This window comes from Streptomyces sp. NPDC001093, assembly GCF_040298985.1.
In the GTDB taxonomy this organism is placed as follows: Bacteria; Actinomycetota; Actinomycetes; order Streptomycetales; family Streptomycetaceae; genus Streptomyces.
This window is the reverse complement of the sequence record NZ_JBEPBF010000097.1, coordinates 23,488-39,175: the sequence shown is the minus strand read 5'-3', so window position 1 is coordinate 39,175 and position 15,688 is coordinate 23,488. Positions and strand designations below refer to the sequence as shown.

The 15,688-nt window shown below is 73.2% G+C and carries 13 protein-coding genes; 5 read left to right on the top strand and 8 right to left on the bottom strand.

The window, feature by feature from the left end; translation table 11 throughout:
• The 6 genes from mdlC to ABT288_RS35055 all read right to left on the bottom strand — a co-directional run.
• Positions 1-1,346 (bottom strand): benzoylformate decarboxylase (gene mdlC / locus ABT288_RS35080; RefSeq protein WP_351616673.1); only part of this gene is annotated, 1,346 nt, incomplete at its 3' end.
• Positions 1,343-2,188 carry an ABC transporter permease gene (locus ABT288_RS35075; RefSeq protein ID WP_351616670.1) on the bottom strand — a complete coding sequence of 282 codons (846 nt, stop codon included), beginning with the start codon at positions 2,186-2,188 and terminating at the stop codon, positions 1,343-1,345. The genes mdlC and ABT288_RS35075, both read right to left, overlap by 4 nt.
• Complete coding sequence (locus ABT288_RS35070) at positions 2,185-2,985, bottom strand: ABC transporter permease (protein WP_351616668.1); 801 nt, start codon at positions 2,983-2,985, stop codon at positions 2,185-2,187. Before ABT288_RS35070 ends, ABT288_RS35075 begins: the two co-directional genes overlap by 4 nt.
• Positions 2,982-3,932, bottom strand: a complete 951-nt coding sequence (locus tag ABT288_RS35065; RefSeq protein WP_351616665.1) for an ABC transporter substrate-binding protein — start codon at positions 3,930-3,932, stop codon at positions 2,982-2,984. The genes ABT288_RS35070 and ABT288_RS35065 overlap by 4 nt, the downstream gene beginning before the upstream one ends.
• Positions 3,933-4,108: 176 nt before the next feature.
• Positions 4,109-4,462: a hypothetical protein gene (locus ABT288_RS35060; RefSeq protein ID WP_351616662.1), complete on the bottom strand. Its 354-nt coding sequence runs from the start codon at positions 4,460-4,462 to the stop codon at positions 4,109-4,111.
• Between the two features lie 90 nt (positions 4,463-4,552).
• Positions 4,553-5,560, bottom strand: coding sequence for a Ppx/GppA family phosphatase (locus ABT288_RS35055; protein WP_351616660.1), 1,008 nt, complete (start codon positions 5,558-5,560; stop codon positions 4,553-4,555).
• A gap of 289 nt (positions 5,561-5,849) precedes the next feature.
• Here ABT288_RS35055 and ABT288_RS35050 point away from each other — a divergent pair, with 289 nt between their 5' ends.
• From ABT288_RS35050 to ABT288_RS35030, 5 genes are all read left to right on the top strand, one after another.
• Complete coding sequence (locus tag ABT288_RS35050; RefSeq protein ID WP_351616657.1) at positions 5,850-7,031, top strand: FAD-dependent oxidoreductase; 1,182 nt, start codon at positions 5,850-5,852, stop codon at positions 7,029-7,031.
• Between the two features lie 134 nt (positions 7,032-7,165).
• Complete coding sequence (locus tag ABT288_RS35045) at positions 7,166-8,944, top strand: RICIN domain-containing protein (RefSeq protein ID WP_351616654.1); 1,779 nt, start codon at positions 7,166-7,168, stop codon at positions 8,942-8,944.
• Positions 8,945-9,028: 84 nt separating this feature from the next.
• Positions 9,029-9,844: an inositol monophosphatase family protein gene (locus ABT288_RS35040; RefSeq protein WP_351616652.1), complete on the top strand. Its 816-nt coding sequence runs from the start codon at positions 9,029-9,031 to the stop codon at positions 9,842-9,844.
• Positions 9,845-9,928: 84 nt separating this feature from the next.
• Positions 9,929-11,284 (top strand): FAD-binding protein, encoded by a 1,356-nt coding sequence (locus tag ABT288_RS35035; RefSeq protein WP_351616649.1) that lies wholly within the window; start codon positions 9,929-9,931, stop codon positions 11,282-11,284.
• Positions 11,285-11,426: 142 nt separating this feature from the next.
• Positions 11,427-12,887, top strand: coding sequence for an aminotransferase class I/II-fold pyridoxal phosphate-dependent enzyme (locus ABT288_RS35030; RefSeq protein WP_351616646.1), 1,461 nt, complete (start codon positions 11,427-11,429; stop codon positions 12,885-12,887).
• A 470-nt stretch (positions 12,888-13,357) separates the two neighbouring features.
• Here the strand turns inward: ABT288_RS35030 and ABT288_RS35025 are convergent, their stop codons facing one another.
• Both ABT288_RS35025 and ABT288_RS35020 read right to left on the bottom strand, forming a co-directional pair.
• Complete coding sequence (locus tag ABT288_RS35025; RefSeq protein WP_351616644.1) at positions 13,358-14,107, bottom strand: class I SAM-dependent methyltransferase; 750 nt, start codon at positions 14,105-14,107, stop codon at positions 13,358-13,360.
• A 271-nt stretch (positions 14,108-14,378) separates the two neighbouring features.
• Positions 14,379-15,557, bottom strand: coding sequence for an acyltransferase family protein (locus tag ABT288_RS35020; protein ID WP_351616642.1), 1,179 nt, complete (start codon positions 15,555-15,557; stop codon positions 14,379-14,381).
• Positions 15,558-15,688 lie beyond the last annotated feature (131 nt).

Below are 15,688 nucleotides of genomic sequence, written 5' to 3'. Positions count from 1 at the left end.
CTCCGGGCGTCGCGCACCGCCCCCCCATGCCGGGCCGCGCACCACCGGCCGTCCCCCCACACCAGCGCCGAGCCGTCGCCCCCCCCGCACCCCCCCCGGCGCCGGACGGCCAGCGCCCGGCCCACCGCGAGGGGCAGGCCCCAGCCGAGCGCCCCACTGCCGGTGGTGAGGAAGCCTCCGCCCGACTCGACGGGCACGCGCGCGTGCAGGGTGTCGCGGTGGCTCGGCGCCTCCTCGACGAGAACCCGGTCGCGCGGCAGCCGGGCGCGCAGCAGATCGAAGAACAGCTCCGGGGTGATGCGCGCCTCGGCGCGGGCCGGGGCGGGGGACGGCCGGGGTGGTGGCGGCTCGCGGTCGGGCTCCTTCAGCAGCCCGGCCAGCCGTTCCAGGGCGGGCCGCAGGGTGGTGACGATGCTGGTGCCGGTGGGCAGCCAGGCGGCCTGGCCGGGGTCGCAGTCCAGGTGGAACAACTCGGTGCCGGGCGCGAGCGGCGGGCCGCCGTCCGCCACGTGATAGGTGAACACCGGCGCGCCGAGCGCGACCACCAGGTCGTACGGCGCGAGGCGCGCGGCCAGTTGACGGGCGAGGGGCGGCAGGAACCCCTGGAACAGCGGATGCGACTCGGGGAAGCCGGAGCGGCCGGAGAGCGGGCTGATCCACACCCCGGCCCGGATCCGCTCGGCCAGCGTCCGGACCTCGTCCAGCGCGTCCTCGTCGTCCACGCCGGGCCCCACCACGAGCGCCGGGCGCGCGCACGCCTCCAGCCGGGCGGCGAGCGCGTCGAGGGCGTCCGGGGCGGCCGTGAACGCCGAGTGCACCGTGCGGGGCGTGACGGGTTCGGCGGGCCGGTCCCAGTCGTCCTCCGGCACGGACACGAACACCGGTCCGCGCGGATGCGTCATCGCGATCCGGTACGCCTCGGCGAGCACCGCCGGCACGTCCTCCGCGCGTTCCGGCTGGCGGGCCGACTTCACGTAAGGGCGCGGGAACAGGGCCGGTTCGTCGGCGCCGAGGAAGGGCCGCAGCTGGATCAGCGAGCGCGCCTGCTGGCCCGCCACGATCACCAGCGGCACCCGGTCGCGGAAGGCGTTGAACACGGCTCCGAGCGCGTGCCCCACCCCGCCGGCCGAGTGCAGGCTGACGAACGCGGCCCGCCGGGTGCCGAGCGCGTGCCCGGCCGCCATGCCGACGGCGACGGACTCCTGCAGGCCCAGGACGTAGGTGAAGTCGTCCGGCCAGTCGCGGAACATCCGCAGTTCGGTGGAGCCCGGATTGCCGAAGACCGTGGTCATGCCGGTGTCGCGCAGAAACCGTACGACCGCCTCGCGCACCGTGGCCGTCGTCATGCCGTCCTCCCTGCGGACGAACCGGGGCCGACGAGCCGCTTCTCGACCGCCAGCAGACCGGTGTTGAGGAGATACCCGAGCGCGCCGAGCAGCAGCAGCGCCGACCACACCGTGAGCAGGTCGGAGCGCGTCTGGGCGTCGGTGAGCGTGAAGCCGATACCGTTGTCACTGCCCGGCAGCAACTCCGAGAACACCATCAGGATCAGGCAGAGCGACAGGCTGAGCCTCAGCCCCGCGAAGATCCGGGGCAACGCCGAGGGCACGATCAGGAACCACAGCCGTTCGGGTGCCGTCAGCCGCAGCACGGCCGCCACCTGGACCCGCAGCGGGTCGGTGGCACGGGCGCCCTCGGCCGAGTTGATCAGCACCGGCCATACGGCGCTGAACACGATCGACGCCACCTGCATGGGCGTACCGAAGTCGAAGACGACGACGAACACCGGCACCAGCGCGGGTGGCGGCACGGCCCGGGCGAACTGCAGCACCGGGTTGCACAGCGCGTACGCCCGCCGCGAGCGGCCCACCGCGATGCCCAGGGTGGTCCCGGCGACGGCGGCGAGCGCGAACCCGGCCGCCATCCGGCCCAGGCTCGGCAGGATGGTGTCGACGGCGGCAGGGGTGAGGAACAGATGGCCGGCCGGGCCGGAGAACCACAGGTCGCGGGCGTGCCGGGCGATCCGCAGCGGCGGTGGGAAGTACACGCTGCCCTGGGCACGGGCGGCCAGCTCCCAGCAGGCGACGGCGACGAGCAGCACCGACCAGCGCAGCACGAAGGGTACGGCGGTGGCCCGGGGCGGGCCGGGCGCGAATCCGGGCCGTGCGCTGCCCTGTGTCTGTGTCATGGCCCGCTCCGCCGCACCTTCCCCGCCTCCGGGCGGGGTTCCTGCGCCCAGGCGAACAACCGCCGCTCCGCTCCGACCAGCACGCCGTTGACCACCAGCCCGAGACCGCCGGCCCACACCACTCCGGCCAGCACGTCCCGCGTGCCGTCCGTCTCGGTCTGGGCCTGGGCGATGAAGATGCCGAGGCCCTGGCCGAAGCCGGAGAGGATCTCCGTCGCGACGGCCAGGATCAGGGCGACCGCGGCCGAGATCCGCACACCGGCGGCGATGAACGGGGCGGTGGCCGGCAACTCCACCCGCAGCAGTACCGCGAGCCGCCCGAACCCGAAGGCACGCAGGGTGTCCTTGGCCAGCGGGTCGGTCTCGCCGAGGCCGTAGACGGTGTTGAACAGCACCGGCCAGAGCGAGGCGTACGCGATCAGCGTCACCTCCGTCCGAGTGCCCGACCCGAGCAGCAGCGACACCAGCGGGATCAGCGCGACGGACGGCAGCGGCCGCAGAAACTCGATCACCGCCCGTACGGCGGCCTCCGCCACCGGGACCGCGCCCAGCAGCAGCCCCAGCGGTACGGCGATCGCACAGGCGAGCCCGAGACCCAGTGCCCACGCCCGCAGCGTCACCCCGATCCCGTCGAGAAAGGTGGGATCACCTGCCAACCGGGCTGCGCGGGCCAGGACTTCGGAGGCGGGCGGCAAGTAGCTGCGCCGTACGATCCCGGCGCGGGCGACCGCCTCGCAGATCCCGAAGGCACCCGCCGCGCCGAGCAGACCGAGCAGCAGTTCCTGACGCCGCGTCATTTCACCAGCAGGGGTGCCGGATCGACGTCCTTCGTCAGCAGCCCCTGGGCACGCATGAGCCTGATGAGCCGGCGCAGGGGGGCCGGGTCGGCGGTCGCCGGATAGGCGGGCAGGTGGATCGACCTGGCCTGGTCCGCGGTCACCTTGGCGTACTTGGGCAGCTCGGTGCGCACCGCTCCCGGATCCCCGGCGGCGAGCTTCGAGGCCGCCTCGACGGCACGCCGGAAACCCGCCGCGGCCTTCGGGTTCTTCTTCACGAAGTCGGCGGTGGTGACGTACCCGCTGGCGGGCAGGCCCCGTGCCGGCCCCGAGCCGGCGTCCAGCAGCACCCGCGCGCCCAACTCGCCCTGGATGGCGGTGTCGAAGGGCTCGACGGCGTGGGCGGCGTCCACCTGGCCCCGCTGCAGGGCGGGGCCCATCTGCGGGAACAGGATCTGCCGGTAGACGGGCCGTCCGGCGCCCTGGGCGTCCAGGATCGCGTTCAGGGTCAGGGACTGGATGTTGTTGAGGACGGCGACGGCGACCTTCTTGCCCGCGAGGTCGGCGGGTTTCCTCAGTGCCGAGTCCTTGGGGACGAGGACGTCCATCATGTGCGGGGCGATCCGGACCCCCTCGGCGAGGATGCGCAGGTCCAGGGTGCCCTTCTCGTAAGCCTGGAGGTAGGTGACGTAGTTCGCGCTCGCGATCACGTCCACCTGGCCCTTGAGCAGCGCGGGCAGCGCCTGGATGCTCTGCTGCACGGGCTGGATGCGCACGTCCAGGCCCTCCTTGGCGAACAGCCCGCGGTCCCGGGCCAGATAGAGGGCGGCGGAGTCGGTGAGCGGCAGCGCCGCCACGGTCAGCTGCTGCCGTCCGTCACCGGAGTGCGACGTGCCGCCGCTGTCACAGCCCACCAGGACCAGCGCCGCCGCGGCGACGAGCGCGGCGAGGCGTTTCGTTCCCGTCATTCCCTGTCGTGATCGACGTAAAGGCATACCGGCATGCCTACCCCGCGATTGTCATGATCGCTACAGATCGGGGGTGGGTTTCGGGGCCTTTGGAAAAATACGAACGGAGCAGGGCGGCTCGGTGAAGTGGCGGGCCCTGTTGGGACGTGCTGACGGCCGGGACGTGTTGCCGGAGATCAGTCGGCGGGCCGGAACCGGAGCGCCGACCAGGTGTCGTCGATGGCGATCTGCCGAACGGGCCGCACACCGTGCTCGGACAGCGCGGCGGCCAGGGTGTCGCGGTTCAGGTCCGTCCCGAGCTTCCCGCCCTTCGGGTAGGCCACCCAGGCGAGGGCATCGCGCCGCGCGGCGGCGAGCGCCGCCTGCGCATTCGCCCCGAGAAGGTCGCCGGAGGCGGTGACGAAGGCGATCACCGCATCGGCCGAGGTCGCGTCACCCGCGGTCTCGGCCTCCAGCTGGACGTCGACGGGCCTGCCCAGGACCGCGACACTCTGACCGGGCTTGATCTGCAGCTTGCTGATGACGGACACCCCCTGATCCTGCCATCTCAGGTGCGGCACCGCGCGCAGGTGAGGCCGGTTCTCCGTCTCCGGGCCGGACTCCTTCGCACCCTGCCCGGATCAGGCCGGCGGGCCGGCGACGCGCAGGGGTGTCGCGCAGGGGGCTGCGGGGGTGTCGGTGGCGCCGGTGACGTCCGTCCACCAGTCGGCGCCGTCCTCGATGTAGCGCAGCAGCACGCCCTCGCGGATCGCCCAGGGGCAGACGACGGCCCCGCGCAGCCCCATGAGCTTGAGCGCCGTGTGCCCGACCACCGCTCCGGCCAGGCTCTGCCCGGCGCGCGGCGCGGAGATCCCGGGCAGCTGGGCCCGCTCGGCGGCGGGCAGGGCGGCGAGGGTGCGGACCGCCTCGCGGAGGTCCCGGCAGCGCATCTCCCGCTGCACGAACGGGCCGTGGCGTCCGGGTGCCGCCCCGCACAGGCGGCCCAGCTGCTGGAACGTACGGGAGCCGACCGCGGCGGTGCGCGGCCGTTCCCAGCGGATCCGCGAGGCCACGTCCCGCAGCTCATGGCGGATCCGGCGGCGCAGCTCCTTCAGTTCCTCCGGCCCGGGCGGGTCCTGGACCGCGAGGTACTCCTGGGTGAGCCGCCGCGCGCCGAGCGGCAGGGACGCGGCGAAGTCGGGCAGCCGGCCCCGCCCGAAGGCCACCTCCAGGGAGCCGCCGCCGATGTCGAGCACCGCGAGCGGACCGGCGTGCCAGCCCAGCCAGCGCCGGGCCGCCAGGAAGGTCAGCTCGGCCTCGGTCTCACCCGGCAGGGTGCACATGCGGATCCCGGTCCCGGCCGCCACCCGGCGCAGCACCTCCTGCTGGTTCGGGGCGGCGCGCACCACCGCGGTCGCGAAGGTCAGCGGCCCCGGCGCATGCCATCGCCGGGCGGTGGCCCCCGCCGCGGCCACCGCCTTCACCAGCCGGTCCACCGCCTCGTCGGCGATGGTGCCGTCCGGACCGACGTGTTCGGACAGGCGCAGCTTCCACTTGACGGTGTGCACCGGCAGCGGAAAGCCGTCCTCCACATCCGCGATCACCAACCGAACCGTGTTCGACCCCGCGTCCAGCACGCTCACCCGCATGGCCGGGAAGTACCCACTTTCCCGTCAGGAACCCGTCATTCAGGGGGCGCCCGAGTGCACGGCACCGGCCGGCAGGTCCCTCAGGAACGGCCCACGAGGCGCCCGGCGGCATACCGGGCGCGAGCCGCGCACGGACCGGCGTCCAGCGAATCCCCCCGGCAGCACGGTGCGCGCGGCAGCCACGCCGGCACCCCGCCCCGATCCTGTCCGGATCTCGGCCCCCGGCCCCCGCGCCGGCCCGTCCCTGCCCTTAGATGGCCACCACCACTGTCGGTGCGAGGAGCGGCACTTGAGCGGGACGGACGCGACGAGGGTACTGGTGATCGGCGGCGGCATCGCGGGGACCGCCGCCGGGCTCGGGCTGCACAAGGCCGGCCACGACGTCACCGTGTACGAGGCACACCCCGACACGGCCGAGGACATCGGGGCGTTCCTGACCCTGGCGAGCAACGGCATGCGCGCCCTGGCCCAGCTCGACGCCACGGACGCCGTCACCGCCGTCGGTTTTCCGCTGACTTCGCTGCGGCTGCTCGACGGCGACGGCACCGAGCTGACGCAGGCACCCCTCGGCGAGATCGGCGACCCCGCGCTGCAGTACCGCTGTCTGCGCCGCGGCGAGCTGAACGCGGCCCTGCAGGGCGAGGCGGCCCGGCGCGGCATCCCGCTGCGTCACGGGGCCCGCCTGACCGACGTGACCGAGGCTCCGGACGGTGTCACCGCGCACTTCGCCGACGGCACCACCGCCGACGCGGACCTCCTCATCGGCGCCGACGGACTCAACTCGACGGTCCGCGAGATCCTCACCCCCGGGGTGCGGCCCGGCTACTCGGGTCAGCGGGTCTACTACGGCTACACCGGCTCCGCGCCGCGCGTGGCCGAGACCGGCCGCATCAGCTTCGTCCGGGGCAGCAAGGCCACCTTCGGGTACGCGGTCTCTCCGACGAGGGAGACGTACTGGTTCGCCCGCGTCAACACGGAGCCCCTGCCCGCCGACAGATCCGTGCACGAGGTCGCCTGGCACGCGGAACTGCTGCCGCTGCTGCGCGAGGACTCCGCGCCGATGGGGGCCGTCGTCGGCGCCTCCGTCGGCTCCGTCCTGGCCACCAACGCCACCGAGCTTCCGCTCGGCGCCGTATGGCACACCGGGCGCGTGCTGCTCATCGGCGACGCGGCCCACGCCGCCTCCCCGGCCACCGGACAGGGCGCCTCGATGGCGCTCGAGGACGCCGTCGTCCTCGCCAAGGCGCTGCGCGACAGGCCCGGCCTGCCCGCCGCGTTCGCCGCCTACGAGGCGCACCGCCGCCCGCGCGCCGAGCGCAACATCACCGTCAGCGGCACCATCTCCCGCGGCAGCCGCGACCCGGCCCGGCCGGGGCCCGTCGTGGCCCGCCCCGCCGACCCGGACGCGACGCTCATCCGTCAACTGGCCTGGGACAGCCCGCTGTCCGCCGCCCCGTCCGAGCAGCCCTGACCGGGGCGCGGTGGCGCAGGCCGCCTCGCGAAAGTGCAAGAGGCGGAGCACTGGAGTCCATTGCCGGGGACACGCCGGAGCCGGATCGTTCCGTGCAACCGGTCCTTCGGCAACAAGGAGCACAGGTGCGACTCTTGAGCAGAGCAGGCGGCGCGGCGGCCGTGACCGCCGCCCTGGTCCTGGGCGGTGGCATCGCGTCCCCGGCACCGGCCGCCACACCCGCCGACGCCGGCTACACCGTGACCGTGGGGACCCCGGTGCCCTTCGCCCACCCCACGGACACCCCCGCCAGCCCCTACCTCGACCGGGACGGCACCTTCCACTACCAGCAGTCCGCCGCGCTGTACGGCGCCAAGGACCCACGCACCTGGGACTTCTACACCGGCAAGAACTTCGACACCGCGAGTTTCGACAAGGCCCTGAGCAAGGCGGTGAACCCGGCCAACCCCGCCGACCGCAACGACGACACCACCTGGCGCTGCAACAACAGCCCGACCGGCCGGGAGGCGACGTACGCGCCGAGCGGCTCCGGCTACGCCCAGAAGAACTACTGCGACCTGTCCGGAGTGTGGGTCGACCCCGACACCGGCGCCTGGTACGGACTGGTGCACAACGAGTTCACCCCGCAGCCCTTCGGCGACGGACTGCACTACGACGCCATCGACTACGCCGTCTCCACCGACCGGGGCCGCACCTGGACCGTCAAGGACCACGTGATCACGTCTCCGTACAGCACCGAGCGCGGGGACACGACGGCCTTCCCGAACCAGACGTACTCCTACGGCGACGGCGACCAGCGCCTCTTCGCCGACACCGCCTCCGGCTACTTCTACGTCTATTACGGCTCCCGGATCATCGACAAGAGCGGCGGCTGGAAAGCGTTCTACGAGCACGTGGCCCGCGCCCCGATCTCCGCCAAGATGGCGCCCGGCTCCTGGCGCAAGTGGTACGACGGCGCCTGGTCGCAGCCCGGCACCGGCGGCAGGGAGAGCGACATCGTCCCCGTCGACGCCGACCACCCCACCGGCTACACCCCCGCCTCCGCCGAGTACGACCCGGCCAACGCGGGCACCGCCGCCCAGCAGATCGCGGCCGGGAAGATGCCGCCGACCTCGCCGCTGTTCGTCATGAACATCGCCTACGACGCCCATCTCGGGCTGTACATCGGCGAACCGCAGGCCGTCGACCAGAGCGGCGACTCACCGCAGTACCTGTACGCCACCGACGACCTGACGACCCAGAAGTGGCGCCTGATCGGGGACACCGGCAGCTACACCAACGCCTCCTGGTACCGCTGGTTCCTCGACAGCGCCAACCGCACCAGCTCCACGATCGTCGGCAGGACCTTCCGCTCCTACTGCGCCTTCGGCTGCTCGCACGACGCGTCCGGCGAGTACGTCGACATCACCATCGACTCCACCACCCCCGCGGCCGCGCCGATGGACACGAGCCGTGGCTACCGCATCGCGAGCGGCGCGGGCCGGATCCTCGCCCAGGCGGCCGGCGGCAGCGCCACCACCTCGCTGACGCGGCCCACCAGGTCCGGCCGCGACACCTGGGTCTTCACCCCGACCGGCGACGGCGCCTTCACCCTCACCAACGCCGCGAGCGGCAGGCTGCTCGGCGTCGACTCGTCCTCGGCCGCCGGCCGGGCCTGGGGCGCCAGGCCGACCGTCACCGCCGCACGGAGCAGCGGGCCCTCCGTCGGCCAGCAGTGGTTCGTGATCCCGAACGCCTCCGGCGGCACCTACCGTCTGGTCAACCGCTACAGCGGACTCGTGCTCGGCCTCTCCGGCACCTCCGGCCGGCTCGCCGAGACCACACCGGCGCGCACCTGGACGGCCCGCCGCGGGAGTTCCGTAGGCGCGGGCCGCTCCGCCGCCGAACAGACCCTGTCCCTCACCGCGACCTGAGCGCTCCGCGGGAGTGCCGCGACAGGCCGTCGGGGGCCCTCAACTCCCTTCGGGCGTCGGGAAACCCCCGGCTATCCTGCGTCCATGTCGATCATCAACGGGGATTCCGACGCCCGCCTGGCCGTGGACGCGGCCCAGGCGGGCGCCGCCGTGGTCCGTGACCTCTACGGCAGCCGGCTCGAACGCCACGACAAGTCCGCCGGAGACTTCGCGACCGAGGCGGATCTCGCCGCCGAGCGGGCCATCCTGGACGTGCTGCGCGCCGCTCGCCCCGACGACGCCGTGACCGGCGAGGAGAGCGGACGCTCCGGCGCCGCCGACGCCCACCGCCGCTGGCTCGTCGACCCGCTGTGCGGCACCCTCAACTACGCGGTGCGGAACATGCTCGTCGGCGTGAACGTCGCCCTGCGCCAGGGGCCCGACGTCACGGCCGCCGCGACCGCCGACCCGTTCAGCGGCGAGGTGTTCTGGACCGACGGCGCGGCGGCCTGGGTCCGCAGGGACGGCGCGGACGAACGGCTGACGCCCTGGGCCGGGTCCGCGCTGGTGGACGTCAACCTCGATCCCCCGTTCCCCAACGCCCCCGGTTTCCAGGCGGTGCGCCTGCTCGCCGCCCCGGGCTTCACCGCACGGTTCCGGCCCCGGGTCGTCTCCAGCACCCTCGCGGTGGCGTGGGTGGCCGCCGGGCGCCGGGCCGCCTATGTCACCGACGGCGACCTGCGTGACAGCGTGCACTTCGCGGCGGGGATCGCGCTGTGCCGGGCGGCCGGCTGCACGGTGACCGGCCTGAACGGCGAGCCCGCGCTCAGCGGCGCGGGCGGTCTCGTCGCGGCGGCCGACGCGGAGACCCATGCCGCACTGCTGGAACTCGTCAAGGACCAGGCGGCCAAGGGAAGTTAGCCGGAGCACCGGGCGGTGTTCCGTCGCCGGGTGGCGGGCCCCGCCTGCTCGACGGAGGTGCCGCCCGTCTGGTGTGATGCCCCTATGACCTTGGCCGCCGACCTCGCCACCCGCTTCGAACAGGCCCTGGACACCCGCCCGGAGACCCTGCGCGAGGCGGCGCAGGACTTCGGGCACATCGTGCAGCAGACTCCGCTCGGCGTCCTGCGCCCACGGTCCGCCGCCGAGATCCAGGACCTGCTGGAGTTCGCCGGACCCCGGGGCCTACCGGTGAGCGTGCGCGGCGGCGGTCACTCGATGTACGGCCAGGGGCAGGCGGGCGGCGGGATCGTGCTGGACCTGCGGGCGATGAACCGGGTCGGCCCCGTCGCGGACGACCGGGTGACCGTCCAGGCGGGGGCGTCGTGGCGGGAGGTGCTGGCCGCCACGCTGCCGCACGGCCGCACCCCGCCCGTCCTCACCGACTACCTCGGCGCGGGCGTCGGCGGTGTCCTGTCGGCGGGCGGACTCGGCGGGGCCGGCCACCGGCACGGCCTGGTCGCGGACCAGGTCCTGGAGCTGGAGGTGGTGACCGGGGCCGGAGAGCACCGGGTCTGCTCACCGGACCGGGACCCCGAGCTGTTCCACGCCGTGCTCGCCGGACTCGGCCAGTGCGCCGTCATCGTGACCGCCACGCTGCGCCTGGTCCCGGCCCCCGCCCGGGTCCGCCGCCACTGCCTGTACTACGCCGGCCTCACCCGCTACCTCGCCGACCAGCGACGGCTCGCCCAGGAGCAGCGCTTCACCTATCTGGAGGGCCAGGCCCGGCCGGCCGGCGAGCACGGCTGGCAGTACATGATCGAGGCCGTGGCCCCGCACGACGGCCCCTGCCCGCCCGACGACGCCACGCTCCTCGACGGACTCGGGCACGATCCCGCCGCACTGGAGACCGAGGACCTGGGATACGGCGAGTTCGCCCATCGCGTGGACACCGACGAAGAAGTCCTGCGGGAGACGGGGGAGTGGCTGCATCCGCACCCGTGGCTCAATCTGCTGCTTCCACAGGACAGCGTCGAGTCCGTCGTCCGCGCCGTGCTCGCCGACCCCGCCTTCCGGGACCTGCGCGAGACCGGCCTGGTTCTGCTGTACCCGCTGCTCTCCAGCCGGCTGCGGGCTCCCCTCTTCAGCCGCCCCTCCGGCGAAGTCCTGTATCTGCTCGCCCTGTTGCGCACGGCGCCGCCCGGCAGCCCCGAGACGGTCGCGGCGATGGTGGCCGCCAACCGCGCGGCGTACGAAATGGCCCGCTCTCGTGGTGCCGTCGCCTATCCCGTGAACGCCCTGCCCATGTCGGACGCCGACTGGCGGGCCCACCACGGCAGTCGCCGGCCGGCCCTCGCCGCCGCCAAACGGCGCTTCGACCCGCATCTCGTCCTGGCACGCGGACACGGCCTGCGGTTCTGAGGGGTTCGGCCTCCAAGCTCGCCCGGCTCGAACCACGGCTCGAGTCAAGCCGTCAGGGTTTCGGGTGTGCGTCGAGTGCAACACGGACGGTGCGGCCCGTACGGACGGAGCCGTACGCCGCCTGTCCGCTGAGGAGAGGACCATGGATCACTCGCGCGCACCCGTACTCGAGGCCCTGACGGAGTTCCGGCGCCGCGGAGACGTGGTGTTCGGCCCGCCCGGGCACAAGCAGGGCCGCGGCACCGACCCCCGGGTCGCCGACGTCCTCGGCATCGACGTCTTCCGCTCGGACGTGCTGAACCTCAACGGTCTGGACGACCGCCGGGAGTCCCAGGGCGTGCTGGCACAGGCACAGGAGCTGATGGCCGACGCGGTCGGCGCCGAGCACGCCTTCTTCTCGACCTGCGGCAGCTCCCTGTCCGTGAAGACCGCGATGTGCGCGGTCGCGGGACCCGGGGAGAAGTTCCTGCTGTCGCGCAACGCGCACAAGTCGGTCGTCGCGGCGGTGATCATCAACGGTGTGGAGCCGGTCTGGGTCCACCCGAAGTTCGACGCCGAGCGGCACATCGCCCATCCGCCGGAGCCCGAGGACGTCCGTGACCGCCTGCGCGAGCACCCCGACGCCAAGGGCATGCTGCTGATCACACCCACCGACTGGGGCACCTGCGCCGACATCCGGGGCGTCGCCGACGCCTGCCACGCCCACGACGTACCGCTCATCGTGGACGAGGCCTGGGGCGCCCATCTGCCCTTCCATCCGGACCTCCCGGCCTGGGGCATGGACGCCGACGCCGACCTGGTCGTGACCAGCGTGCACAAGATGGGCGGCGCCATCGAGCAGAGCTCGGTCTTCCACCTGCAGCACGAGAGGGTGGCGCACGAGGTGCTCAAGCAGCGCGAGGACCTGCTCGGCACGACCAGCGCCTCCTCGCTGGTGTACGGCGCCCTGGACGGCTGGCGGCGACAGATGGTCGAGCAGGGGCGCGAGCTGCTGGAGGCGGCCGTCCACCGGGCCGAGCGCATCCGGGCCGAGCTGCGGGCACTGCCGGGACTGCGGATCATGGGGGGCGAGGTGATCGAGGAGGGCCTGGCGGCCGAGATCGACCCGATGAAGATCGTCATGGACGTCCGGGCCCTCGGCATCAGCGGCATGCAGGCGGCCGAATGGCTGCGGGCGCACCGGCATGTCGACCTGGGCGGCTCGGACACCTGCCGGATCAGCGCCTCCATCACCCACGCCGACGACGACGAGACGGAGAAGGTCCTGCTGGACGCCATGCGCTCCCTGGTCGAGAACGCCAATTCGATCGAACGGCGGCCCGCCTTCCGGCTGCCCGAGCCCAGGGCACTGGAACTGGAACAGGCGGTCCTGCCGCGTGAGGCGTTCTTCGGGCCCACCGAACAGGTACCGGCCGAGCGGGCCGCCGGCCGGATCTCCGCCGAGATGATCAGCCCCTATCCGCCCGGGGTGCCCGTCGTGGCGCCCGGCGAGGTGATCACCGAGGAGGTGCTGGACTTCCTGCGCAGCGGAGTGGCGCACGGCTTCCTCATCGCCGACGCGGCCGATCCGTCGCTGGAGAGCCTGCGTGTCACGGCCCCCTGAGCGGCCCCCACGGTCTCCTGACCGGCCTCCGTGCGCCCGTGATCACGCCCTTTCGGACTGCGGGGGCCCGGGGCAGCGCCTAAGGTGGCGTGTGCGGGCGGCCGGGTGCCTGCCTGCCGGGTCAAGAAGGCGGCCCTCCTGACGAAGACATCCTCGGCAGGGGGCACTTGGCCCTGCTCGACGGTCCCCGGGTCCGGACGACACGTCCGGCGGGCCTGCCATCCCGGCAACGCGATGGGAGACGGCCCGACTTCACCCCGACCGGAAATCCGCCGCGATTCCCGGTTTCGGACGCCCCGGCCCGGGGACCCCGGTACGGGAGCCGCGCCGACCTCTTTCACCGGTTTCACCGGATTTGTGCGTTTTGTCGACCTGGACGGCGTACGGGCCGTACGCCCGAAGGTGCTCGACGGCCCGCGCCCAGGCAGGCGTCGGAGAACGCCGCTTCGCGGCGGCCCGCTCGCCCCGGGTCACCGTGTGCGGCGGAACAGGGCCGTCCACAGGAACTCCTCGCCGAACAGCGCGGAGTCGGCCGGCTGCTGCCGCATGGCGCGCAGTTCGATCTCCTCCAGGCCGGAGAAGATCCGGCGCAGTGACTCGGGGGTGTAGGCGAGGCCGCCGTGCAGGCCGGGCTCGCGGTAGAACGCCGCGTCGGGGAGTTCTGAGCCCATCCGGCCGGCGGCGAAGCAGGTGAGTGCGAAGTGCCCGCCCGGCGCCAGGACGCGATCCAGCAGCGCGAGGTGGCTGACGCGGCGGTGCGGTGGCAGGTGGTGGAAGCAGCCGGAGTCGTGGACGAGGTCGTACGGGCCGTGCAGGGCCGGCTCGGTGCCCGTGGTCAGAGCGAAGGCGTCACCGCAGTGGAACCGGACGGCGCCCCTCGTGTCCCCGGCCTCCCGCGCGCGTTCCTCGGCCCAGGCGATCGCGGCGGGCGAGAGATCGACGGCGTCCACGTCGAAGCCCCGCGCGGCGAGGTACAACGCGTTACGGCCCGGGCCGCAGCCCAGGTCGAGGGCCCGTCCCGGCATGATCAGACCGCGCTCCAGGTAGGACGCCAGGTTCTCGTCCGGCTTCGCCGCGAAGAACGGCACCGGTCTGTCCCGTTCCGTATAGAAACCGTCCCACCACGCGGCCCCGCCCTCCGTCCACCGGTCGGCCTCCGGCGCGAACAGCCCGTCCAGGAGTCGCAGCACGTCTTCCACCGTGCGGATGTCCCGGTCCATCCGCCCCCCTTTCTCGATGCTCCCCGATGCTTCCGATGAGCAGAACCTAGGGAGGGGGGCGGCGGAACACCAGATGGCAGGGCACGGCCGGAAGGCACCGGCGGCCGTCTGAGCCGACGGGGGAGGGGAGGCGGGGGCATCCTCCCCCGGCGGACGGCCGACAGGCCTCCCGTGCCCCACGGCGCACCTGCACGCTGCCCTCCGCGATCGAGCCGAGGGCAGTTTTTCGGCCGCTTGCCCGAGCGTGTGTCTCCCCCGGCCGGGAAGCGGCTCAGTCCCGTGCCGCAGCCGGTTGCTCGCGGGGGCTCTCTGCCGCATCCGGCTGTGCGGCCGGGCGCCGTCGGCGCAGCAGCAGGCGTCTGGCCGGGCGCTCCACCGCTTCGTACAGGAGCCAGGACAGGCCGAGCGACACCGCGAACGCGGTCGTGGTGACGGCGATCCCTGCCAGCAGACCGAAGTGCGGCTTCGTCCCGAGCAACTGCGTGGCGGACCGCAGCACCAGCAGATGGATCATGTAGAAGGCGAACGACAGCTCGCCGAGCCGAACCAGCCGCCGGCGCCGCCACAGCGAGGGCAGCCCCTGGATGTCCGCCACGGCCGCGGCCGGGATGAGCAGCGTGAACCCGGCGATGGTGCACATGGTGGCGGAGTAGCCGGGCGCGACCTGCGGCACGAGGAAGTAGCCGATGATCGCCAGGGCGAGCGAGGCCTCCATACCGGGACCCCGCCACCGGCCGAGCAGCACCAGCCGCGCGCTGACCGCGCCGAGGACGAACTCGGGCAGCCGCGCCGCCGGGAACGAGTACAGCGCGTACGTCCACCAGTGATGGGCGTCCGCCCAGGCCAGGACGACGACCGCCACCACCGACAGAGCGCCGAGCGCGGCCGAACAGCGCGCACCCAGCCGGCGCAGCAGCAGGAACAGCAGGGGGAAGGAGGCGTAGAAGAACGCCTCGCAGGCGAGGGACCAGCTGACCGGGTTCAGCGTCTGCCACCAGGGGCGCCACCACGAGTGGAGCAGCAGCGCATTGGACAGCGCCTGCTTCGGCGTCGGCATCGGCTGGTTCTCCAGCGTGTACGCCATGACCAGGGCGAGGACCGCGGTGACGAGGTGCACCGGGTAGATGCGCGCGATGCGGCGTCTCCAGAAGGCGAGCGCGCGGTCATGGGGCCGCGCCGACCAGGTCAGCACGAAGCCGGACAGCACGAAGAAGAACGACACGCCGGTGGCACCGGCGCCGAACCCCCAGGACACGAGGCGGCCGCCGGTGCCACCGAAATAGCCGAAGTTGTTCACGTGCAGTCCGAAGACCAGCACTGCCGCCATCCACCGCAGTCCCGTGAGGGACGGCAGTGAGGGCATGGCGGCGGTTGGGGAGTCCCTGGCGGTCGTGTCGCCGGAACGGGTGGGCGGCGTCGTCCGGAACGTCCGGGTCGTCGCCGTTGTCATCGAATCACCTGCCGCAGAGGGTTGGCGTGGGGCATGAAGGGGTACCTTGCCCGATCACCCCTGGTCCATCACGTCACATGGCAAACATCACACTCGCTGCCGAACGACGGACGCATCCGTATGCCACGGAA

Bases quoted from the DNA above. Each gene is read 5' to 3' on its own strand.
- ABT288_RS35075 (WP_351616670.1), bottom strand. From the start codon at position 2,188: ATGACACAGACACAGGGCAGCGCACGGCCCGGATTCGCGCCCGGCCCG.
- ABT288_RS35070 (WP_351616668.1), bottom strand. From the start codon at position 2,985: ATGACGCGGCGTCAGGAACTGCTGCTCGGTCTGCTCGGCGCGGCGGGT.
- ABT288_RS35065 (WP_351616665.1), bottom strand. From the start codon at position 3,932: ATGACGGGAACGAAACGCCTCGCCGCGCTCGTCGCCGCGGCGGCGCTG.
- ABT288_RS35055 (WP_351616660.1), bottom strand. From the start codon at position 5,560: ATGCGGGTGAGCGTGCTGGACGCGGGGTCGAACACGGTTCGGTTGGTG.
- ABT288_RS35040 (WP_351616652.1), top strand. From the start codon at position 9,029: ATGTCGATCATCAACGGGGATTCCGACGCCCGCCTGGCCGTGGACGCG.
- ABT288_RS35035 (WP_351616649.1), top strand. From the start codon at position 9,929: ATGACCTTGGCCGCCGACCTCGCCACCCGCTTCGAACAGGCCCTGGAC.
- ABT288_RS35030 (WP_351616646.1), top strand. From the start codon at position 11,427: ATGGATCACTCGCGCGCACCCGTACTCGAGGCCCTGACGGAGTTCCGG.
- ABT288_RS35025 (WP_351616644.1), bottom strand. From the start codon at position 14,107: ATGGACCGGGACATCCGCACGGTGGAAGACGTGCTGCGACTCCTGGAC.
- ABT288_RS35020 (WP_351616642.1), bottom strand. From the start codon at position 15,557: ATGACAACGGCGACGACCCGGACGTTCCGGACGACGCCGCCCACCCGT.